Annotated in this window: 18 protein-coding genes and 1 pseudogene; 7 read left to right on the top strand and 12 right to left on the bottom strand. The window is 71.0% G+C overall.

The genetic code is table 11. The features are described 5' to 3' along the window. Window positions 1-8: 8 nt before the first annotated feature. The 3 genes from DEJ51_RS16230 to DEJ51_RS16220 all read right to left on the bottom strand — a co-directional run bounded on the left by DEJ51_RS16230 (window position 9) and on the right by DEJ51_RS16220 (window position 5,673). Complete coding sequence (locus tag DEJ51_RS16230; protein WP_150258209.1) at window positions 9-3,062, bottom strand: tetratricopeptide repeat protein; 3,054 nt, start codon at window positions 3,060-3,062, stop codon at window positions 9-11. Further along, window positions 3,059-4,948 carry an HSP90 family protein gene (locus tag DEJ51_RS16225; protein WP_150258208.1) on the bottom strand — a complete coding sequence of 630 codons (1,890 nt, stop codon included), beginning with the start codon at window positions 4,946-4,948 and terminating at the stop codon, window positions 3,059-3,061. The genes DEJ51_RS16230 and DEJ51_RS16225 overlap by 4 nt, the downstream gene beginning before the upstream one ends. 185 nt (window positions 4,949-5,133) lie before the next feature. Next, entirely contained in the window at window positions 5,134-5,673 is a 540-nt protein-coding gene (locus DEJ51_RS16220; protein WP_150258207.1) for an RNA 2'-phosphotransferase, read from the bottom strand. A 143-nt stretch (window positions 5,674-5,816) separates the two neighbouring features. On the opposite strand from DEJ51_RS16220, the gene DEJ51_RS16215 reads away from it, so the two are divergent. Next, the gene (locus DEJ51_RS16215; RefSeq protein ID WP_150258206.1) at window positions 5,817-6,626 is read left to right on the top strand and encodes an aquaporin; all 810 of its coding nucleotides are present in this window, start codon (window positions 5,817-5,819) and stop codon (window positions 6,624-6,626) included. A 226-nt stretch (window positions 6,627-6,852) separates the two neighbouring features. On the opposite strand, the gene DEJ51_RS16210 is transcribed toward DEJ51_RS16215, so the two are convergent. From DEJ51_RS16210 to DEJ51_RS16195, 4 genes and pseudogenes are all read right to left on the bottom strand, one after another. Continuing rightward, window positions 6,853-7,767 (bottom strand): MerR family transcriptional regulator, encoded by a 915-nt coding sequence (locus DEJ51_RS16210; protein ID WP_150258205.1) that lies wholly within the window; start codon window positions 7,765-7,767, stop codon window positions 6,853-6,855. Window positions 7,768-7,777: 10 nt separating this feature from the next. Further along, window positions 7,778-7,954 (bottom strand): annotated as a pseudogene (locus DEJ51_RS35060) (metal-dependent hydrolase); the annotation flags it as partial. A gap of 53 nt (window positions 7,955-8,007) precedes the next feature. Further along, window positions 8,008-9,798, bottom strand: a complete 1,791-nt coding sequence (locus tag DEJ51_RS16200; RefSeq protein ID WP_223835829.1) for an SDR family oxidoreductase — start codon at window positions 9,796-9,798, stop codon at window positions 8,008-8,010. Beyond that, window positions 9,795-10,664 (bottom strand): M24 family metallopeptidase, encoded by an 870-nt coding sequence (locus DEJ51_RS16195; RefSeq protein WP_150258204.1) that lies wholly within the window; start codon window positions 10,662-10,664, stop codon window positions 9,795-9,797. Before DEJ51_RS16195 ends, DEJ51_RS16200 begins: the two co-directional genes overlap by 4 nt. Window positions 10,665-10,881: 217 nt before the next feature. Between DEJ51_RS16195 and DEJ51_RS16190 the strand changes: the two genes are divergently transcribed. From DEJ51_RS16190 to DEJ51_RS16170, 5 genes are all read left to right on the top strand, one after another. After that, window positions 10,882-11,871: an ABC transporter ATP-binding protein gene (locus DEJ51_RS16190; protein WP_150258203.1), complete on the top strand. Its 990-nt coding sequence runs from the start codon at window positions 10,882-10,884 to the stop codon at window positions 11,869-11,871. Further along, window positions 11,861-12,748, top strand: a complete 888-nt coding sequence (locus tag DEJ51_RS16185; protein ID WP_150258202.1) for an ABC transporter permease — start codon at window positions 11,861-11,863, stop codon at window positions 12,746-12,748. The genes DEJ51_RS16190 and DEJ51_RS16185 overlap by 11 nt, the downstream gene beginning before the upstream one ends. Further along, window positions 12,745-13,656, top strand: a complete 912-nt coding sequence (locus DEJ51_RS16180; RefSeq protein WP_150258201.1) for an ABC transporter ATP-binding protein — start codon at window positions 12,745-12,747, stop codon at window positions 13,654-13,656. Before DEJ51_RS16185 ends, DEJ51_RS16180 begins: the two co-directional genes overlap by 4 nt. A gap of 15 nt (window positions 13,657-13,671) precedes the next feature. Next, a complete protein-coding gene (locus DEJ51_RS16175; protein ID WP_150258200.1) occupies window positions 13,672-14,391 on the top strand; it encodes an ABC transporter permease in 720 nt (239 codons plus the stop codon). Between the two features lie 82 nt (window positions 14,392-14,473). After that, window positions 14,474-15,109, top strand: a complete 636-nt coding sequence (locus tag DEJ51_RS16170) for a rhomboid-like protein (RefSeq protein WP_150258199.1) — start codon at window positions 14,474-14,476, stop codon at window positions 15,107-15,109. 7 nt (window positions 15,110-15,116) lie between these two features. Here the strand turns inward: DEJ51_RS16170 and DEJ51_RS16165 are convergent, their stop codons facing one another. Next, window positions 15,117-15,773 carry a response regulator gene (locus DEJ51_RS16165; RefSeq protein WP_150258198.1) on the bottom strand — a complete coding sequence of 219 codons (657 nt, stop codon included), beginning with the start codon at window positions 15,771-15,773 and terminating at the stop codon, window positions 15,117-15,119. A gap of 10 nt (window positions 15,774-15,783) precedes the next feature. Beyond that, on the bottom strand, window positions 15,784-16,779 hold the full coding sequence (locus DEJ51_RS16160; RefSeq protein WP_150258197.1) for a sensor histidine kinase: 996 nt from the start codon (window positions 16,777-16,779) through the stop codon (window positions 15,784-15,786). A gap of 164 nt (window positions 16,780-16,943) precedes the next feature. Between DEJ51_RS16160 and DEJ51_RS16155 the strand changes: the two genes are divergently transcribed. Continuing rightward, entirely contained in the window at window positions 16,944-17,486 is a 543-nt protein-coding gene (locus tag DEJ51_RS16155; protein ID WP_150258196.1) for a hypothetical protein, read from the top strand. Window positions 17,487-17,625: 139 nt separating this feature from the next. On the opposite strand, the gene DEJ51_RS16150 is transcribed toward DEJ51_RS16155, so the two are convergent. The 3 genes from DEJ51_RS16150 to pheA form a co-directional block, all read right to left on the bottom strand. Then, on the bottom strand, window positions 17,626-18,438 hold the full coding sequence (locus DEJ51_RS16150; protein WP_150258195.1) for an HAD family hydrolase: 813 nt from the start codon (window positions 18,436-18,438) through the stop codon (window positions 17,626-17,628). Further along, a complete protein-coding gene (gene serS / locus DEJ51_RS16145) occupies window positions 18,435-19,712 on the bottom strand; it encodes a serine--tRNA ligase (protein WP_150258194.1) in 1,278 nt (425 codons plus the stop codon). Before serS ends, DEJ51_RS16150 begins: the two co-directional genes overlap by 4 nt. Window positions 19,713-20,238: 526 nt before the next feature. Further along, on the bottom strand, window positions 20,239-21,174 hold the full coding sequence (pheA, locus tag DEJ51_RS16140; protein WP_030713748.1) for a prephenate dehydratase: 936 nt from the start codon (window positions 21,172-21,174) through the stop codon (window positions 20,239-20,241). Window positions 21,175-21,214: the final 40 nt, after the last annotated feature.

The following is a 21,214-nucleotide window of genomic DNA, read 5'->3' as shown; positions in this document are numbered from 1 at the left end:
GGTGCCGGCTACAGGCTGTCGGTCAACTGCGCGAGCAGGCGTTCCGCGGACGGCAGGAGCCAGTCCGGCACCGTGTCCTGGGGCAGCTCCCGGGCCTCGTCGATCAGCGCGGTGACGCGCGCGGCGCCCGCCTCCGCGTCTCCCCGCTCCTGCTCGGTCCAGGCCGCGTTGTTCAGGCACTGGAACCGGTCGCGCAGATGGTCGGGGCCGAGCTCGGCGTAGACCCGGGCGGCCCGGTCCCACAGCTCGATCTCCTCCAGGCGCAGACCGTCGACCTCTGCGGGGCTCAGCCCGGCGGCCGGCTCCGCCTCGGGGCCGGCGAGGTCCTGAACCTCGTCGCCCCCGTCGCGCCCGTCGCCCGTGTCGTTCTCCTCGTCCTCGTCGGTGATCTCGTAGGACTGCTCGTTCGCGTTGACGTGGCGGTCGAGTACCTGCGCCAGCTGGTGCCAGGTCTGGGCGAGCTCGGACCGCAGCTCAGGGGCTGCGGGATCCGCGGCCAGGGCCGCCTCCAGCACGTCGGCGGCCTCCTCCAGCCGCTTCCGGGCCCCCGACACCGCCGGGGCGGTCACTTCCTCGCGCAGCCCCAGCCAGGCCAGGGAGCGCAGGATCCGCACCTCGGCGACCGCGACCTCGCCGGTCAGCCGGTGCAGCTCCAGGGCCCGCTCGTACGCGGCGGCCGCCTCCACGGCCAGTCCCGCGTCGTTCAGGGTGTCGGCGGCCGAATGCGCGAGCTCCGCCTGCGGACGCGGATCCTCCCAGCCCTCGGCGACCTCCGCCGCCAGCAGGTACTGCTCCGCCGCCGGCCGGGGCTCGTTCAGCCGGCGCAGCAGATCCCCCAGGAACTCCCGTACGGACACCGCCTGCTGGTCGCCGTGCTCCAGCAGATCCGCCAGCGCGGACTGCAGGACCTCCGCGGCCTCCGCGCTCCGGCCGTCCCCCGCGTAGGCCCGGGCCAGCAGCAGCCGGGCGTGCGCACCGCCGTCGGCCGTGAGCCCCGCCTGGTCGAACCAGTGGGCTGCGGCCAGCGCGTGCCCGGCGCTCTCCGCGGCAGCGTCGCCACGCCGCAGCAGGATGTCCGCGAGGGTCAGCCGCACGACGCCCTGCGCCTCGGCATCGGTCACTTCGGCGGCGTGCTCCAGGGCGGAGCGCGCGGCGGCCTCCGCCTCCTCGGGCCGCTCCAGCGTCATCAGCACCCCGGCCCGCAGCACCAGAGCATCCACGGCCTGCCACGGCCGACCCGCCAGGGCAGCCCGGGCGGCGGACGCCGCGAGCAGCGGCACGGCCCGTTCGGGCTCACCCTGGGCCAGGGCCACCCGGCCCAGCATCTCCTCGGCCTCCGCCACCAGGTCCGCCACGGTGCCCTCATGGGCGGCGACGAAGTCGGTCAGCTCGGCGGCCAGCTCCCCGTGGTGGTCGTGGTGGCCGTCGGCGTCGGAGCTTTCCACCGAGCGCAGGTACGACTCCATACGGATCGCGGACAGTTCCGCGAGTGCGATACGCCGGACCCGCAGTGGCTCGGCGGCGTCCAGTGCCTCGGCGGACCGCAGGGCGACGCGCAGCAGCGCCCGGACCTCCGTCGGCGCGGCTCCGGACTGTGCTGCCACACCGGCCAGCCGCAGCTCCGCGAGCGCCGCGCGTTCGGCCACGCCGAGCGCCCGGTAGTCGTCCCGGACCCGGCTCAGCAGCTGCGGCGCCTCCGCAGCCCCGCTCCTCCCCGCGGCCAGGGCCTGCTGGGCCGCGAGGTCGGCGCGGACGAGCGGGTCGGTCTCCGGCAGCGCGTCCACCCGTACCGCGACCTCGGCCCACAGTGCGTCCGCACCCGGATGGCCCAGGTCCCGGGCGCGGCGGGCCCGCTCCACCAGCTCGGTGAAGGCGGCAGCAGGCAGGTCCGCGCCGCTCCCGGGAGGAGTGGGAGGAGTGGGAGCGGGAGCGGAGCCGGTCTGCGGCAGCGCCGCACTGCGCACCCCCAGGGGCAGCTCGGTCAGCAGCGGCTCCCGGCCCACCTGTGCCAGGAAGCGGTCCGACACCCGGGTCGTGCCGTTGCGCGCGTCGAACTGCCGGGCGATGTCCAGGCAGCCCGCGTACAGCACCTCGTACAGCTCGTCGACGGTCCGCGGACTTCCTCCGTAGGGCACGGCCCGGGTCCGGCCGTGTCCCAGTTCCCGCAGGCGGCGCAGCAGCACGAGGATGCCGGCGTGGAAGGCCAGCCGGTCGTCGAGGTTGGCGAGTGGAGCCACATGGGCGGCGTGTTCGGCCAGGATCTCCAGGCCGCGCGGTTCGTTGCCGGTGAGTGCGCAGAACTCGATGTGCTTGCCGACCGAAGGCAACAGGCTCTCGTTGCCGCGGGCCATGCGGTAGCCGCGCAGGTGGTGGGAGCGCGCCTCGTCGGCGCGGCCGAGCCGCAGCAGCGGCAGCAGCGAGGTGGCGAGCAGCCGGTGGGGCTCCTCGGCGCAGGTCAGATCACCGTCGAGGACGGGCTTCCACAGCTCCAGGGCCTTGGCGTCGTCGCCGTGCAGGACGGCGTACTGGCCCTGACCGTTGAGTTCGCACGCCCGGCAGTCGCTCATGTCGTCGCGCTCGGCGGCCAGCCAGCGCCGAAAGGCCCGCTCGGCACGCTCGTCCTCGCCGATCGCGTCGGCGAGCCACAGCTCTGCCTCGCGAACGGGCCGCTCGCTGTAGCCGGCGATCCGGTAGCGGCGCTCCATCTCGTCCAGCCAGCCGGTGGCCGACTCCAGGGGAATCCCGGGAGAGTCGGAGATGGCCGTGGCCACCCACTTGAACTGCCAGAACAGTGAATGCGCGTCCCAGTGGGAGAAGGCGCCCGGGTCCTTGTCGTACTCCTGGAGCAGCCGGGCGAAGGGGACCAGCATCCTGGACGACTCGGAGCTGTACAGGTAGGCGTTGATCAGGTTGTCCAGGGCCTCGCGGAACAGGGCCCGGTCACCGCTCGTTTCCGCGGCACCGGCCAGCGCCTCCGCGTGCGCGTTGCGTGCGGCACCGTTCGGCGACTCGCGGTTCTCCGCCAGACCCCGCACGATCTCCTCGCGCGTCGGTGTCGTCACTTCTGGCCCTCCTGGGCGTCGCGGCCGTCGGTGGAGTGGGTCGCCCATTCCAGGAGTCCGAGGAAGGCCCGGTTGAGCAGGGTGGAGTCGGCGGGGCGCAGCGGTCGCTGGGACATCAGCAGGGCCTGCCCGTAGAGCGATTCGACGGCGGTACCGGCCAGCGCCTCGTCGGGAATCGCGGCGATCCGGCGGATGAGCGGGTTGTTGTGGTTCAGGACCAGACGGGCGCGCGGCGCGGAGCCGCGCAGTGCGCCGAGGATGCCGCTCCACAGGGAGTCGGCGCTCTCCAGCGCTGCCGTGCGGTCGCGTTCCTGGCGGGCCTGCCGGTCGTCGAGGTACAGCGCGGGCACGGCGACGGGCTGGAAGGCGCGCAGCACCACGTCGCAGCCCTGGGCTTCCAGGCGGGTGCGCGCGGTGGCCAGGAAGGGGGCGAGCGCCAGTTCGGCTGCGGTCGGCACCGGGTCCAGCCGCTCGGTGACGGCTCCGGCGTCGAGTTCGGTGACCTTGAGCTCCGGCCGCACGGCGGGCAGCAGGGCCAGCAGGTCCGCGTCGTAGGTGTATCCGGCGTTGATGACGCCGAGCCCGTGGGCCGCGGCGATCGGCGCGATCTGCCGGAACTCCTCGACGGTACGGGTGAAGTGGATGTCCGTGTGGGCGGCCGCGAACTCCTGGATGCTCATCGAGCCGTCGCTGGTCTCGAACGGCAGCCACGGCAGCATCAGCCCGAGCAGCTCGGAGTCGTGCCGGGCCATGGACTTCACACCGAGGTGGTGGACCTGCAGGAAGGCGGCCAGGCGTTCCGGATCGCTCGCCGCGAGCTCGGCGAGCCAGCCGCGGACACGGGCGCCGAGCGCCTCCCGTACGGCGGCGAGGGTTTCGTCGTCGTACAGGTTCTCGCGGGAGGCGGTGGGGCGCAGGGTGTCCGTGTCGAGGACGGCGCGGACGAAGAACGCCCAGTCGGGCAGCAGGTTGTCGGCCCGGTCGGTCAGCAGCATGCCCTTGAGGTGGACGCGGTGTCCGGTCCGGTGGGCGGGGCTGGTCGGTTCGGGAAGGACGTACGCGACTCCGCGTACGCCGGCGACCGGCAGGTCGAGGTCGATGCTGTCGAGCGGGGTGAAACCGAAGAGCTGCGCGCAGTGCCCGGCGAGCGCGACGCGACGGGCGGCCGGGGTGGGGAAGGAGCGGTCCCACACGGCGGGCCGGTCGGTGACGGGGCGCGGCTCGCCGCCCTCTCCGTCGTCGAAGGTGATGTCGTACGGCAGCAGGGAGCCGTAGTCACGGGCCAGTTCCTCGACCTTGGCCGGGAGGGCCCATTCCGCAGCGCCTGGGCGGGCTTCCAGTACGACGGTGGTGCCGGGCTCCGGACGTGCCTCGTCCGGCAGTTCGCGGACGGTGTACGAACCGTCGTCGGTGGCCAGCCATTCGACGGGTGCGGCCTGGGGGTCGCGGGCGGAGCGGGTGACGACCCGGATCTGGCGGGCCACCACGAAGCACGCGAGCAGGCCGATGCCGAACTGGCCGAGGAACTCCTGGCGGGTCGCTTCCAGGCCCTGCTCGTTGAGGTCGGCGCCTTCGCCGCCCCGCTTGGAGCTACGGCCGATGGTGGCGAGTAGGGAGTGGGCTTCGGCCGCGGTCAGGCCGATGCCGCTGTCCTCGATGGTCACGCGGCCACCGGACGCCGAGAGCCGGATGTGTACCTCCGCCGCCGGGTCGAGGGCGTGGCGCGCGGTGATCGCGTCCACCGCGTTCTGCAGGAGCTCGCGGACGTAGACGCGCGGGCTGGAGTAGAGGTGGTGGGAGAGGAGGTCCACCAGGCCGCGCAGATCGACCTGGAAGCTGTGGGGCGTCGACGAGGGCGTGGACGGGTGTGTGGACGTGGACGTCATAGGGCGTCACCTCGCGTGCATACAGGGATGGTTCGGTGATCGCGAGGTCCCCCCCTCACAGATCCCGGAGTGGTTCACACATTAGGGGGATGGTCGGACAATCTCTGCGTGAATTCCGGCGTCCTGGATGCCCGCTCGGCCCGGCCGTCCGGCCCGTGGGCACGGCCTGGGCGCCCGGCCGGGAACTACTGGAAGCGCAGGAACTGCGGCGGTACGGCGTCCACCAGCCACACTCCGTTGGCGCTGATCCGGAAGACGTGTCCCGCCGCCCGCATCGCCCCGGCGTCCACGCTGAGCACGACGGGACGGCCGCGTCGCGCGCCGACCCGGGTGGCGGTCTCCCGGTCGGGCGACAGGTGCACATGGTGGCGGGCCATCGGGCGCAGGCCCTCGGCGCGGATCGACTCCAGGGCGGGGGCGACGGTGCCGTGGTAGAGGTACGCGGGCGGTTCGGCTTCGGGCAGGTCCAGGTCCACGTCGACGGTGTGCCCCTGGCTGGCCCGGATCCGGCTGCCTTCGACGGCGAACCGCTGCTTGTCGTTGGCGGCGACGACATGGTCGAGATCGGCCCGGCTGAAGTGGAAGCCGTGCTCGGCGGCCGCGCGCAGCAGGTCGTCGATCTCCACCCAGCCGTGGGGATCGAGCACCAGTCCGATCCGTTCCGGCTGGTGTCGCAGGTGTTTCGAGACGTACTTCGACACTTTCACGGTGCGTCTTTCATCCATGGTCCCAGCGTGCCCGCTCGGGCGGCCGCGCGGCACGGATTTTCCGGGGCCGGCGAGTGGAGACAGGTGGTGGACACCCTCTATCTTGATTCCAAGATGCGGAATATATTTTCCATTTCCGCTTCTGTTCAGAGGGAGAAACCATGACAGCCCAACCCTCACCCTCACTGTCACGCCGCGCCGCTGCTGAACTGGTCGGCACCGCCGGCCTGCTCGTCGTCGTGATCGGCTCCGGGCTCAAAGCCGCCGAGCTCAGCCGCGACACCGGTGTCGCCCTCATCGCCAACTCGTTCGCCTCGGCCATCGGCCTCGGCCTGATCATCACGATCTTCGGGCCGCTGTCCGGCGCCCACCTCAATCCGGTGGTCACCCTCACCTCCTGGTGGTCCCGGCGGACCGGCGGCGAAGGCCTGGGCGGCCGCGAGGCGCTCGTCTACACCGTGGCCCAGAGCGCGGGAGCCGTCGGCGGCGCCCTCGTCGCTGAAGTCATGTTCGGCCGGACCCCGGGCACCTTCGCCACCCAGGTGCGCGACAGCGGTCACCTGCTCATCGGCGAGGTGGTCGCCACCGCCGGTCTCGTCCTCCTGATCCAGGGCCTCGGGCGGATCGGCCGCTCCGGGCTCGTCCCGGTGGCGGTCGCCGCCTACATCGCGGCCGCGATCTGGTTCACCTCCTCCGGTTCCTTCGCCAATCCGGCGGGCACCATCGGGCGCAGCTTCAGCGACTCCTTCACCGGCATAGCCCCCCAGTCGCTGCCCGGATTCGTCGGCGCCCAGCTGGCCGGCGGGATCATCGGCCTGGCCCTGGCGGCCTTGCTGTACGGAACGGGAACCGTAACGAGGACCGGGGCGGGGCTGGGGGTCAGGTCCAAGTCCCTGTTCGGACGGGGTGCGAAGCCGGCGCCGGTGGACGGAGTGAGCGCAGCCAAGGCGGCGTACGAGACCATCGGGTGAGACGGCGGCTCGGTTGCCCACAGGAAAAGGGGACTTGTCCACAGCTGTTTGGGTGGGTTTTGGCAGCAAACGCGTGATCCGCCCTGTGGAACCTGTGGAACGTACGGCCCGGTCCGAACGGGCCCCGACCCCGGCGTGAACGAGCCTTCTGCCGTGAAGGAGCCTTCCGCCGTGACCGGGCCCTCCGCCGTGCCCGGCTACTCTGCCGCGCCGGCCCGCCCCTGCGTCACCGCTCGCCCCGGCGCGCCAGATCGTTCATCGTCCGGGCCTGGAGCTCCCGCTCCGTAGCGGCCCGGACGAACTCCGCCACGTGGTCGGCACCCACCAGGTCCTGTACCGCCCGTACCGTTCCGGCCGGCAGTGCCACCGGCGAGGGCCCTGTCGGACCCGGTGCGGGGGGTGACCCCAGGTGCCGCTGGAGGTGCCGGGTCGCGAAGAGCCGCATCGCCCGTGCCAGCTCCGCGTCCACGGTCTGCTGGGCCAGGGGCCGCAGCCGCCGCACCATCGTCGCCGCCTCCGCCGCGTCCGCGTCCGTCGGCGGCACCTGCCCCAGGTAGCGCGCGAAGACGTGCTCGGTGGTGAACTCGAGGAACCGCGACGCGATGTGCTCCACCTGCCCCCGCAGCTCTCGCAGATGCCCGGTGATCGCCGCCAGCGGCACCCCGGCCGCGTACAGCTCGGCGGCCACGGCCAGCTCCTGCGGGGAGGGTACGAGGAACTGGTCCGGACGCCCCGCGATCCGCTCCAGCACCCCGAGCTCGCACGCCTCGTCCACGGCGTCGTCGTCCGGCCGGCCGCCGAACCGCTCGTTCAGCTCCTCCCGGCTGATCCGGGCCGCCTCCTCGTCGGTCCACGGCCCGTGCACCTCGGCGACCAGCCCGAGTACGCCGCCCAGACCACGCCCCGCGTCCCAGGCCTCCAGGAGTTCCTTGATCGAGGCCAGGGTGTATCCGCGGTCCAGCAGGTCCGCGATCTGGCGCAGCCGCGCGAGATGCGTGTCCCGGTAGACGTTGGAACGGCCCCGCCGTTCCGGTTTCGGCAGCAGGCCACGGTCCTGGTACGCCCGGATCGTGCGCACCGTCGCCCCGCTGTGGTGTGCCAGATCCTCGATCCGGTACTCGGCTACCGCCTGATCGGACAATCCCGGCTCCCTACGACATCGCGGCTCGGCCGCCCGCGCCCGCTGCGGCCCGGGCGGCAGGTGAAGCCGCAAGGTGCTCGACCGCCCTGCGCAGCGAGCCCTCCTGCGAGGGATGGTACGACCGCCGGAAGTAGCGGGGTATGGCCGTGCCGAGCTGTCTCCACGGAGGCAGCAGGCCCGTGGCTACGGTGACCCGGTGCGGACCGGTCGGGTGCCTGCCCGTCCGGTCCGCGGGCCCGCTCAGAGCTTCGGCTCCAGCCTCGCGATGCGCCGCAGGGCGCGCGGGGCGAAGCGGGACATCCACAGGGCGCCCTTGGACTCCGGAGTCACGGGTACGACGGCCTCGTTGCGCACCACGGCCCGCAGGATCGCGTCGGCGACCTTCTCCGGAGGGAAGTTGCGCAGCCCGTACAGCCGTGAGGAGCGTTCCTGGCGCCGCTTCTCCTCGGCTTCGTCCACTCCGGCGAAGCGCGAGGTGGCGGTGATGTTCGTGTTGACGATGCCCGGGCAGATCGCGGAGACGCCTATCGACTTCGAGGCCAGCTCCGCGCGCAGGCACTCGGACAGCATCAGCACGGCGGCCTTCGACGTGCTGTAGGCGGGCAGGGTCCTGGACGGCAGGTAGGCCGCGGCGGAGGCGGTGTTGACGATGTGCCCGCCCTGCCCGCGCTCGGCCATCTGCTTCCCGAAGATCCGGCAGCCGTGGATGACACCCCAGAGATTGACGTCCAGGACCTTCTTCCAGTCATCGGCGGTGGTGTCGAGGAAGGCGCCGGACAGGCCGATGCCGGCATTGTTGACCAGGACGTCGACGATTCCGTACTCGGCGGCGACCTTCGCCGCGAGCTTCTCCATCGCCTGCTCGTCGCTGACGTCCACGCACTCGGCCCAGGCCTCGGCAGCACCGACGAGGCGTGCCATGTCGGCCGTGCGCGCGGCGCCTTCCGCGTCGCGGTCGACGGCGACCACCCGGGCCCCTGCCTCGGCGAATGCGAAGGCGGTGGCCCGGCCGATGCCGCTGGCCGCGCCGGTCACCAGGACCAGCTGGCCCGCGAAGCGGTCGGCGTACCGGCCCGGGGCCTTCTGGTCCGGTGCCCGCGTGGCGGGCTCCTCCCGGTCGGTGACGAATTCGGTGATCCAGGCGGCCAGCTGGTCGGGCCGGGTCCGGGGCACCCAGTGCTTGGCGGGCAGGGTCCGCCGCAGCAGGTCGGGAGCCCACCGCTCCAGACCGTCGTAGAGCCGCTCGGACAGGAAGGCGTCCCCGGTTGGGGTGATCAGCTGCACCGGTACGTGGGCGTACGCGTCGGGGCGCGGTCGGCGCAGCCGTGGCCGCACGTTGTCGCGGTAGAGCCAGGCTCCGTGTGCCGCGTCCGAAGGCAGTGAGGCCGTCGGGTAGGAGCCTGCCGGAACCTTCTCGATGCGCTGGAGCATCGCGGGCCAGCGCTTGCCGAGCGGTCCGCGCCAGGCGAGTTCCGGCAGCACGGGGGTGTGCAGCATGTAGACGTACCAGGACTTGGCGCTCTGGCCGAGCAGTTGCGCCGCCGCCCGCGGGGTGGGCCGCGTCATGCGCTTCTTGATCCAGTGCCCGAAGTGGTCGAGGGAGGGTCCCGACATCGAGGTGAAGGAGGCGATCCTGCCCTCGGTGCGGGCGACCGTGGCGAACTCCCAGCCCTGCACGGAGCCCCAGTCGTGGCCGACCAGGTGCACGGGCCGGTCCGGGCTGACCGCGTCCGCCACCGCCAGGAAGTCGTCGGTCAGCTTTTCCAGGGTGAAGCCGCCGCGCAGCGGCTGCGGCGCGGTGGAGCGCCCATGGCCGCGTACGTCGTACAGCACCACGTGGAAGCGCGCCGCGAGCCGCTCGGCGACCTCCGACCAGACCTCCTTGCTGTCCGGGTAGCCGTGCACCAGCAGCACCGTCGGCCGGCCCGGCTCGCCGAGCTCGACGACGCACAGCTCGACCCCACCGGTGCTCACCCGGCGCTCGCGCGCACCCGCCAGACCCACCGCTCCCGCTCCACCCATGTCGCTCATGCTGCCTTCTCCTCGGCCCAGCGCCGCACGTGCGGCAGATCGTCGTCCAGCCAGAACGCGCTCTCCTCGGGGTCCCGGGAGTCGGTGACGACCAGGATCTCCTCGAACTTCGCGCCGGTACCCCGGAATCCCAGGTGTGGTTCCACCGCCCACATGCCGGGCTGCGGCGGGTGATCGGAGAAGTGGTACGGGCTCCACAGCGGGGACCAGCCCTCACGGTGGCCGTGCAGGGCATCACTCGCGAGCCCCTTGAGGGACTGGGTGCCGAAGCCGAAGGCGGTCGGCGTCCAGCGCCGCTCCCTGACGCGGTCGATCTTGTGCGCGATCACGCCGAAGGGATAGGCACGGTGCCGGTTGGCGTACCCCTGCCGGGTCATCAGCCGTTCGACGTTCTCGTAGATCTCGCGCAGGGAGCGGCGCTCGCGCACCTGCTCCAGGATCAGCACGCGGTGCGCCTGGAGATCGGCCATGAGCCGGTCCTGCACCGGATTGAGTCCGAGGCTGCCCGAGTAGCCGATGTCCGCCGAGTACCCCTTGTAGACCGGGGCCATGTCGAGGATGAACGGCATCCCCGGCTCCAGCTTCCGGTTGGTCGGGAAGAACTGCAGCGGGATCCTGAAGTTTGCGAAGGCGGTGCGGTCCCCGAACCAGGCGAACGGCAGGTGGAACCAGTCCCGGACCCCGCGCTCCCGCAGCCACTCGCGCTGCATCCGTGCGGCCTCGCGCTCGGTCACCCCGGGCCGCAGCTGGGCGGCGACCGCCTCCGCGCAAGCGTAGGAGAGGCGCTGCACCTCTCTGAAGCCGCTCAGGTCGGGGGAGCGTCGTGCGGAGAGTCGCGCGGTGCGTTGCTTGGTGTCCCCAGCCATGTCAGCCCGTCCATCCGTATAGCCGTACGCGCCCGTAAGTTGACACTGATGAATGTGACAATGACCGGAGATCACGTCAAGGGTCGTGCACGGACCTGTGGACGAAGTTGTCGGGTGCACATCAGCCTCACGTACGGGCATGTACGCCTGAAGGCTGAGACGGGATCCAGCTCCAGGTCTGACGTTTCGCGCGAGCCGCGCCACTAACGTCGAACCCGTGACTGTCATCGCGACCGAAAGCCTGAGCAAGCGGTACCCCCGAGTGACCGCCCTCGACCGGCTCTCCCTGGACATCGGGCCTGGTGTGACCGGCCTCGTTGGTGCCAATGGAGCCGGCAAGTCCACGCTGATCAAGATCCTGCTGGGACTGTCCCCCGCCACCGAGGGCAGCGCCGCCGTGCTCGGCCTCGACGTCCACACGCATGGCAGCGCCATCCGTGAACGCGTCGGCTACATGCCCGAGCACGACTGCCTGCCACCCGACGTCTCGGCCACCGAGTTCGTCGTCCACATGGCGCGCATGTCCGGGCTGCCGCCGACCGCGGCCCGCGAGCGCACCGCCGACACCCTGCGCCACGTCGGGCTGTACGAGGAGCGCTACCGCCCCATCGGCGGCTACTCCACCGGCATGAAGCAGCGCGTCAAGCTCGCCCAAGCCCTCGTCCACGACCCCCAGCTGGTCCTCCTCGACGAGCCGACCAACGGCCTGGACCCGGTCGGCCGCGACGAGATGCTCGGCCTGATCCGCCGGATCTACACCGACTTCGGGATCTCCGTCCTGGTCACCTCCCACCTCCTCGGCGAGCTGGAGCGGACCTGCGACCACGTGGTCGTCGTCGACGGCGGCAAGCTGCTGCGCTCCAGCTCCACCAGCGACTTCACCCAGATCACCACGACCCTCGCGGTCGAGGTCACCGACTCCGACGCCCACCCGGACGGCACCGCCGCCCTGCGCAAGGCGCTCACCGAAGCCGGCGTCACCCTGCATGCGGGTGAGGAGCAGGGCCTGCCCGGAGCCGGCCACATCCTCCTCGTCGAGGCCACCGGCGAGCAGACGTACGACATCGTCCGCGACACCGTCGCCGACCTGGGCATCGGCCTGGTCCGCATGGAGCAGCGCCGTCACCACATCGCGGAGGTCTTCCGCGACAACGACAAGCCCTCGCCCATCGTCCAGCAGAAGGGAGCCGGTTCCGATGGCGCCTGACACCTCGACCCAGATCCACAACATCGGCTACCGGTCCTACGACGGACCCCGGCTCGGCCGCTCCTACGCCCGCAAGTCGCTGTTCTCGCAGTCCCTGCGCGGCGCGTACGGGCTCGGCCGCTCAGCCAAGTCCAAGGTCCTCCCGATGATCCTCTTCGCGGTGATGTGCGTACCCGCGCTGATCATCGTCGCGGTCGCCATCGCCGTGCCCGGCTCCACCGACCTGCCGATCAAGTACACGACGTACGCCCTGACCACGCAGGTGATCATCGGCCTCTTCCTCGCGTCCCAGGCGCCGCAGTCGGTCTCGCGGGACCTGCGCTTCAAGACGGTGCCGCTCTACTTCTCGCGGCCCATCGAACGCGTCGACTACGTCGTGGCCAAGTACGCGGCCATGGCCTCGGCCCTGTTCATCCTCACGGCGACCCCGCTGCTGATCATGTGGATCGGCTCGCTGCTCGCGAAGTTCGACTTCGCCCACCAGACCAAGGGATTCGGGCAGGGACTCGTGTCGGTTCTGCTTCTTTCGCTGCTCTTCGCGGGCCTCGGCCTGGTCATGGCCGCGCTCACCCCGCGCCGCGGGTTCGGTGTCGCCGCGATCATCGCGGTGCTCCTGATCCCGTTCGGTGCGGTGACCGCGGTCCAGGGGATCGCCTCCAGCACCGGGAACACCGGAGCCATCGAGTGGATGGGCCTGTTCTCCCCGATCAGCCTCATCGACGGCGTGCAGACCGCGTTCCTCGGCGCGACCTCCGCCTTCCCCGGCGGTGAGGGCCCCTCGGCCGGCACCGGCGTCGTCTACCTGATCGTCGCCCTCGGCCTCATCGCCGGCTCCTACGCCGCCCTGATGGCCCGCTACCGGAAGGCCGGGCTGTGACCACCATCGACATCGACCACACCTCCCGCTGGTTCGGGAACGTCGTCGCGGTCAACGACGTGACCATGAGCATCGGCCCCGGCGTCACCGGGCTGCTCGGTCCCAACGGCGCCGGGAAGTCCACCCTCATCAACATGATGGGCGGCTTCCTCGCCCCCTCCACGGGCACCGTCACCCTCGACGGCGCACCGATCTGGCAGAACGAGCAGGTCTACAAGCAGATCGGCGTCGTGCCCGAGCGCGAGGCCATGTACGACTTCCTCACGGGCCGGGAGTTCGTCGTCGCCAACGCCGAACTGCACGGCCTCGACGACGCGGCCGCCCAGCGGGCGCTCGCCACCGTCGAGATGGAATACGCCCAGGACCGCAAGATCTCCACGTACTCCAAGGGCATGCGCCAGCGCGTGAAGATGGCCTCGGCCCTCGTCCACGAGCCGTCCGTACTGCTCCTCGACGAGCCGTTCAACGGCATGGACCCGCGCCAGCGCATGCAGCTCATGGACCTGCTGCGGCGCATGGGCGACGAGGGACGCACCGTCCTGTTCTCCTCCCACATCCTGGAGGAGGTCGAGCAGCTCGCCTCGCACATCGAGGTGGTCGTGGCCGGCCGGCATGCCGCCTCGGGCGACTTCCGCAGGATCCGCCGCCTGATGACGGACCGCCCGCACCGCTACCTCATCCGCTCCTCCGACGACCGGGCCCTCGCCGCGGCCCTGATCGCCGACCCCTCCACCGCCGGCATCGAGGTCGACCTCAAGGAAGGCGCGCTGCGCATCCAGGCCGTCGACTTCGGCCGCTTCACCGAGCTGCTGCCCCGGGTGGCCCGGGAGCACGGCATCCGGCTGCTGACGGTCTCGCCCTCCGACGAGTCCCTCGAGTCGGTCTTCTCCTACCTCGTCGCGGCCTGAAAGGAGCTGGCACCCATGTACGAACCCACCGTTGCCCGGCTCACCTACCGGGCCCTGCTCGGCCGCCGCCGCGCGATGATCCTCTTCGCGCTGCCCGCCCTGCTGATCGTGATCGCCCTCGTCGTCCGTACCTTCGTCGGCGTGGACGACAAGGTCGCGGCCGACCTCCTCGGGGGCTTCGCCCTCGCCACCATGGTCCCGCTGATCGGCGTCATCGCCGGCACCGGAGCCATCGGGCCCGAGATCGACGACGGCTCCATCGTCTATCTGCTCGCCAAGCCGGTGAAGCGTCCGACGATCATCATGACCAAGCTGACCGTGGCGATCGCGGTCACGATGGTCTTCTCCGCGATCCCCACCCTGATCGCCGGATTCATCCTCAACGGCAACGGCCAGCAGATCGCCGTCGCGTACACGATCGCCGCACTCGTGGCCTCGATCGCCTACAGCGCGCTGTTCCTGCTGCTCGGCACCGTCAGCCGCCACGCGGTCGTCTTCGGCCTGGTCTACGCCCTGATCTGGGAGTCGCTCTTCGGCAGCCTGGTCTCCGGAGCCAAGACCCTCAGCGTCCAGCAGTGGGCCCTGTCCGTCGCCGAGAAGGTCGCCGGGAACGGGTACGTCGACGCCACCGTCGGCCTGCCCACCGCCGTCATCCTGCTCTGCGCGGTCACCATCGGCGCCACCGTCTACGCGGGCCAGAAGCTCCGCCGCCTCACCCTGGCGGGCGAGGAGTAGGACCTGACACGGCGCACGCCCCCTGTGCCCCGCCCGGCCCACCGGCCGGGCGGGGCACAGGTTTGCGCGGCATCATCGGTGCATGGTCGCGCACACCGAGCCGGAGCCGTCCAGGCCGCTGCGGTCCTGGATACGCTCCTCGCCCGGAACGCACATCTGGCTGCTGATCATCGCCATCACCAGCATCATCGTCGCGATAGCCCCCGACCAGGTCGACACCGTCCTGCTCCACCGCAACAGCAGCAACATCAACCAGCTCGTCAAATACCCCGTCCGGGCGCTCGTCAGCAGCGCCTTCTGGATCGCGAACCCGGCCTCTCTGGCCCTCTACGCCGTGCTCTTCGAGCTGTTCCACGCCCCCGTCGAACGCTGGCTCGGCACCCTCCGCTGGCTCGTGATCGTCGCGACCGCCCATGTCGTCGCCACCCTGGTGAGCCAGAAGATCCTCCTGACGGCCATCCAGGACCACCGGGCCCCGCACAGCATGACCCACGTGGTCGACATCGGCGTCAGCTACGGGCTCGCGGCCTCCATCGGCGTCCTCACGTATCGGCTGCCCAGCCCCTGGAGATGGCTCTACCTGGCCGGAGCGGTCGCCTTCTTCGGGATGCCCCTGATCACCGGCGGCACCTTCACGGACCTCGGCCACGCCATCGCGCTCTCCGTCGGACTGCTCGCCTGGCCGCTCACCCGCAACGTTGTTTCACGTGAAACATGACGACGATCTAGCCGGACTCGGCCTGCGGCTCCGCTGTGGCGACACCGTGCTCCCAGGCCCACGCGGCGATTCCCACCCGGTTGCGGGCCCCCAGCTTGGCCTGGACGTTCGCGATGTGGGTCTTGGCCGTCCCCGCGCTGATGAACAGCTCGGCGCCGATCTCGGCGTTGGTGAGCCCCCGCGCCACCAGACGCACGATCTCCACCTCCCGCTCCGTCAGCGGATGCGCCGCGGGGCGGGCGACCGGACCCGCCTGTGCCAAGCGGCTCAGTAGCCGCACCGTGATCTGCGGACTGATCAGCGTGTCTCCCGCCATTGCCGCACGGACCCCCTCGATCAGCAGCGTCGGTCCGGACCGCTTCAGCAGAAAGCCACAGGCGCCGTTGCGCAGCGCGGTGTGCACGTACTCGTCCAGGTCGAAGGTGGTCACCACCACCACCCGCGTCTGCGGCGCCAGCAGCCGAGTCACCTCCAGCCCGTCGAGCCGCGGCATCCGGATGTCCGCGAGCACCACATCGGGCCGCAGTTCCCGGGCCAACGCCACCGCGCTCTCCCCGTCCGCAGCCTCCCCCACTACGGTCATGTCCGGCTGTGAGTCCAGGATCAGCCGGAAACCACTGCGGATGTCATCTTGGTCGTCGGCTATCAGGATGCGTGTGGTCACGCCGCTATGATCACCCGAGCGTGCTCCCCCGGGCCGGGAAAACGGCGCAAACCCGCCACCCTCCGTCGGCGCTCGCACCGGCTCGCAGCGTCCCGCCCGCCGCCTCCACCCTGCCCCGCAGGCCGGCCAGGCCCGTTCCGCTCCGGCGCCGCAGCCCCAGTCCCCGTAGTCCGCCCGCGCCCCGGGCCGGCGCGGAGTTGGCCACGCTCAGCTCGATCCCCTCCGCGGCCCGGTGCAGGCGCACCCGTACGACCGCCGCCCCGGGCGCGTGCCGGCGTACGTTCGTCAGGGCCTCCACGGCCACCCGGTACGCGGTGGTGTCCGCCTCCCGTGACAACTCCCGGACCGCCGCCGGATCGGAGTCCAGCACCCCGCCCTCGAACCGCTCCACCAGGCCGGGCAGCTCCGAGGTCCCCGGGACCGAGGCGGACCGCGCACCGGCCGCCTCCCGCAGCGCGTGCACCGTCCGGTCCATCGAGGCGAGCGCACCGAGCCCCGCCGCCTCGATCCGCTCCAGTGCGCGGACCGCCTGCTCGGGGTCCTCGTCCGCCACGAACCTGGCCGCCTGAGCCTGCACCACGATCGCGCTCACGTCGTGCGCCACGAAGTCGTGCAGATCCCGGGCCAGTTCCAGCTGCTGATCCCGCCGGCCGTCCCGGACGGCCTGGCGCATCCGGCTCGCCTGCCGACGCAGATATCCCCCGGCCGCCAGGGCCCCGAGCGCGGGCACCGCCCAGAACGCCGCCGCCCCGCAGACCTCCAGCCACGACGCCTCCCGCCACATCAGCGGGACCGGCCACAGCGCGACGGCCGCCACGCCCAGCACCGCCGAGAAGGCTCCCGCACGCATCGGGGCCCAGCGGGCGACCAGGGCCAGCAGCGGCAGCAGCAGACCCACCCAGACCAGCGACCACGACGGGGGCGCCCCCAGAAACCCCCCGAGGAGGCCGAGGACGCCGGCAAGGGCGAGCAACGGTGCATAGGAGGCACGGCGGTTGAGGGACATGCACCGACCCTACGAGCGCACCCGGGGGCCAGGCCATCTGCCGATCGGCAGAGCCTCGGCGACCGTCATGCGTTCACCGGCCCGCTGATCGGCGGATGGTCGCGAAGATCTCGGCCGACCAGGGTGGAGTCATCAACCGGCAGCTACTGAAAAGGACTTGGCAGATGACCCCGCACGCCGCCGTTCGCACCTCGCACACCGTGCCCGGAGTCTCCCCATGGCTTCGGCGGCTCGCCCATCTCACCTCGCTGACCGTGCTTCCCAGCTGCCTGTGGCGGCTCGCGATCGCGGTCGGCATTCCCATGGGCTGGGGCCCCGGCAGCGATATGCACCACTCGTACTACCCGGGCTCCGGCTCCCTGGTCCTCATCCTCGTCTGCGTCCTGCAGGAGTGCCTGGGCCTGTTGAGCCTCGGTCTGGTCCAGCGCTGGGGCGAGGAGCTGCCCCGCTGGATCCCCGTGCTGGGCGGACGGGCGATCCACCCCCTGGCAGCGGTGGTTCCCGCGGGGCTCGGCGCGATGGCGGTCACCGCCATCACGGTCCTCGGTGCCTGGACCTGGAGCGAGGTCAACGCCGCGAATCCCGATGCGCCCACCGGGCTCGCCCTGCGGATCTTCGACCTGTCCTACGTACCCCTGCTGCTCTGGGGTCCTCTGCTGGGCGTGCTCACCGTGGCCTACTGGCGCCGTCGCCGGGTTCACGGCTGATGCACGGAAATTCGCTGGTAAGGGACCTGGGCCCGGTGCAGAGTGAGTCGTGCGGGGAGCAACAAAAGGTCCGGGGCAGCCACTTCGAGCGCGCCTTGCGGCGCGGGCTGTCCCGGACCTCCTTCGTACGCCGTGCGCGTTACGCGGCGCCCAGCAGACGCTCCAGCACCACCGCGATGCCGTCCTCCTCGTTGGAGGCCGTCACCTCGTCGGCCACCGCCCTGAGCTCGGCATGGGCGTTGGCCATCGCCACCCCGTGCGCGGCCCAGCCGAACATCGGGATGTCGTTGGGCATGTCACCGAAGGCGATCGTCTCCGCCGCCTTCACCTTCAGCCGGCGCGCGGCCAGCGACAGACCCGTGGCCTTGGTCAGACCCAGCGGCAGGATCTCGACGATGCCGGGACCCGCCATGACGATGTCGACCAGATTGCCCACGGTCTCCCGGGCCACCTTGACGAGCGCGTCGTCGTCCAGCTCCGGGTGCTGGACGTAGAGCTTGTTCAGCGGAGCCGCCCAGAGGGCCTTGGTGTCGTCCAGGTATATGGCCGGGAGGCCTTCCTGCACCTGGTACCCGGGCCCGAACAGGACCTCGCCGTCCACCCCGTCCCGGCTGGCCGCCAGGGCCAGCGGGCCGATCTCGGCCTCCAGCTTCGACAGCGCCAGACCGGCGAGCTGCCGGTCCAGCGTCACCGAGGTCAGCAGCCGGTGCGCACCCGCGTCGTAGACCTGTGCACCCTGGCCGCAGACAGCGATCCCCTTGTAGCCGAGATCGTCCAGTATGTGCCGGGTCCAGGGCACGGCCCGGCCGGTGACGACGATGTGCGCCGCGCCCGCCGCGGTGGCCGCGACGAGCGCTTCACGGGTGCGTTCCGAGACGGTGTCGTCGCCACGCAGCAGCGTGCCGTCGAGATCGGTCGCGACGAGCTTGTACGGGAACGGGGCCGGGCTCACTTGGTGATCGGCTCCAGGACCTCGCGGCCGCCGAGGTAGGGACGGAGCACCTCGGGCACTCGTACCGAACCGTCTGCCTGCTGGTGGTTCTCGAGGATCGCGACGATCGTGCGCGGTACGGCGCACAGCGTGCCGTTCAGCGTGGACAGCGGCTGGGTCTTCTTGCCGTCGCGGTAGCGGACCGACAGGCGGCGGGCCTGGAAGCTGTCGCAGTTCGAGGCGGAGGTCAGCTCGCGGTACTTGCCCTGGGTGGGGATCCATGCCTCGCAGTCGAACTTGCGCGAGGCGGAGGAGCCCAGGTCACCGGTGGCGACGTCGATCACCTGGAACGGCAGCTCCAGGCCGGTCAGCCACTGCTTCTCCCATTCCAGCAGACGCCGGTGCTCGGCCTCGGCGTCCTCCGGCGCGACGTACGAGAACATCTCGACCTTGTCGAACTGGTGGACGCGGAAGATGCCGCGGGTGTCCTTGCCGTACGTACCGGCCTCGCGGCGGAAGCACGGGGAGAAGCCGGCGTACCGCAGCGGCAGCTTCTCGACGTCGATGATCTCGTCCATGTGGTACGCGGCCAGGGGGACCTCGGAGGTGCCGACCAGGTAGTAGTCGTCCTTCTCCAGGTGGTAGACGTTCTCGGCGGCCTGACCGAGGAAGCCGGTGCCCTCCATGGCGCGCGGACGGACCAGCGCCGGGGTCAGCATCGGGATGAAGCCGGCCTCGGTCGCCTGGGCGATGGCCGCGTTGACCAGCGCCAGCTCCAGCAGGGCGCCCACGCCGGTGAGGTAGTAGAAGCGCGAGCCGGAGACCTTGGCGCCCCGCTCGACGTCGATGGCGCCCAGCAGCTCGCCGAGCTCCAGGTGGTCCTTGGGCTCGAAGCCCTCGGCGGCGAAGTCGCGGATGGTGCCGTGCGTCTCCAGGACGGCGAAGTCCTCCTCGCCGCCGACCGGGACGTCCTCGTGGACGATGTTGCCGAGCTGGAGGAGAAGCTGCTTGGCGGCTTCGTCGGCCTCGTTCTGCTCGGCCTCGGCGGCCTTGACGTCCTGCTTCAGCTGCTCGGCCTTCTTCAGCAGCTCGGCCCGCTCCTCCGGGGAGGCCTTGGGGATGAGCTTGCCGAGGGACTTCTGCTCATTGCGGAGGTCGTCGAAGCGCACGCCGGAGGACCTGCGGCGCTCGTCGGCGGAGAGCAACGCGTCGACGAGTTCGACGTCCTCTCCACGGGCGCGCTGCGAGGCGCGGACACGGTCAGGGTCTTCACGGAGCAGCCGGAGGTCAATCACCCCTCCAGGCTACCGGGCTGGGCTTCCTTGGATCACACCGATATCACGCTGCGTGTCGCTATGTCCCAATTGCAACAGAATGGATAAGTCTTGTCGACTGACCGGAAGTGGAGGTTCTCGGAGCGTCAATAAAACCGGTCCCATTCCCTGAAAAGGGGCAGAGCTGCGACGGCTCGGCAGGCCCTGAGCAGGTCGGGAAGGCCTTCTTGTCCACAGGAAATGCCGTGATGGCGACCTTATCCACAGGCTGTGCGCCGTCTCTGTGGACACAGGAATAGATCATTCCTGATCGGTGGATGGCCGGGACGAATCAGGGTTCAAACCACCCTCACACACTCATTCGGGTGGGAAAGGCTCGCCCCAAAGAGTTGATCGGTGATGCGGAGGTGACAGCGTTCACCTTCCGCTTCCCGGAGCGAAACCTGGGCCGGCGGGCGATTTGTCGACCTTGTCATGCCGCTCTGTCGACTTGTCCCCAGGTCCCCATCTCCGCCTGTGGATAACTCTGTGGACAGTGGACGAGGCTCTACGCACGCCCGTCGAGGCAACGCCCGAGCCAGTCGGAAGCGGCCGTGAAGTCACCGTCGGAGGTCCCGGGCCGAGGAGCCCGTACATCACTCTGAGCGACACCGGCGCGCGGATAGGACCCGAGGAAGCGGACCTGGGGGCAGGTCCGCTTGAGGCCCATGAGCGCCTCGCTGACCCGGCGGTCGGAGATGTGCCCCTCGGCGTCCACGGCGAAGCAGTAGTTGCCGATCCCCTGTCCGGTCGGACGGGACTGGATCAGCATGAGGTTCACCCCGCGGACCGCGAACTCCTGAAGGAGCTCCAGCAGCGCACCGGGGTGGTCGTCGCCGAGCCACAGCACGACGGAGGTCTTGTCCGCTCCGGTCGGCGCGGCCGGCCGGGCGGGGCGCCCCACCAGAACGAACCGGGTCTCGGCGTTCTCCGCGTCGTGGATCTCGGTGACCAGCGGGACGAGCCCGTAGGTGGCGGCGGCGAACTCGCCCGCGAAGGCGGCGTCGAAGCGGCCCTCCTGGACCAGCCGGGCGCCGTCGGCGTTCGACGCGGCCGACTCCCACACCGCGTCGGGCAGGTTCGCCCGCAGCCAGTTGCGCACCTGAGGCTGGGCGACCGGGTGCCCGGTGACGGTCTTGACGTCCGACAGGGCGGTACCGGGGCGCACGAGCAGCGCGAAGGTGATGGGCAGCAGCACCTCGCGGTAGATCATCAGTGGTTCGCCCGAGGCCAGCTCGTCGAGGGTGGCGGTGACCCCGCCCTCCACCGAGTTCTCGATCGGGACGAGGGCGGCGGCCGCCTCACCGTTTCGCACGGCGTCCAGGGCGGCCGGGACCGACACCATCGGGACGAGTTCGCGGGTCGCGGCTTCCGGCAGGGTGCGCAGGGCGGCCTCGGTGAAGGTGCCCTCGGGACCGAGATACGTGAAGCGGGTGGCTGACATGCGATCAGCCTAATGCCGGGCCGCCGCCCGCCGGGTTGCT

This window comes from Streptomyces venezuelae, from assembly GCF_008642275.1.
Classification (GTDB): Bacteria; Actinomycetota; Actinomycetes; order Streptomycetales; family Streptomycetaceae; genus Streptomyces; species Streptomyces venezuelae_E.
This window is presented reverse-complemented; position numbering and strand designations above follow the sequence as displayed.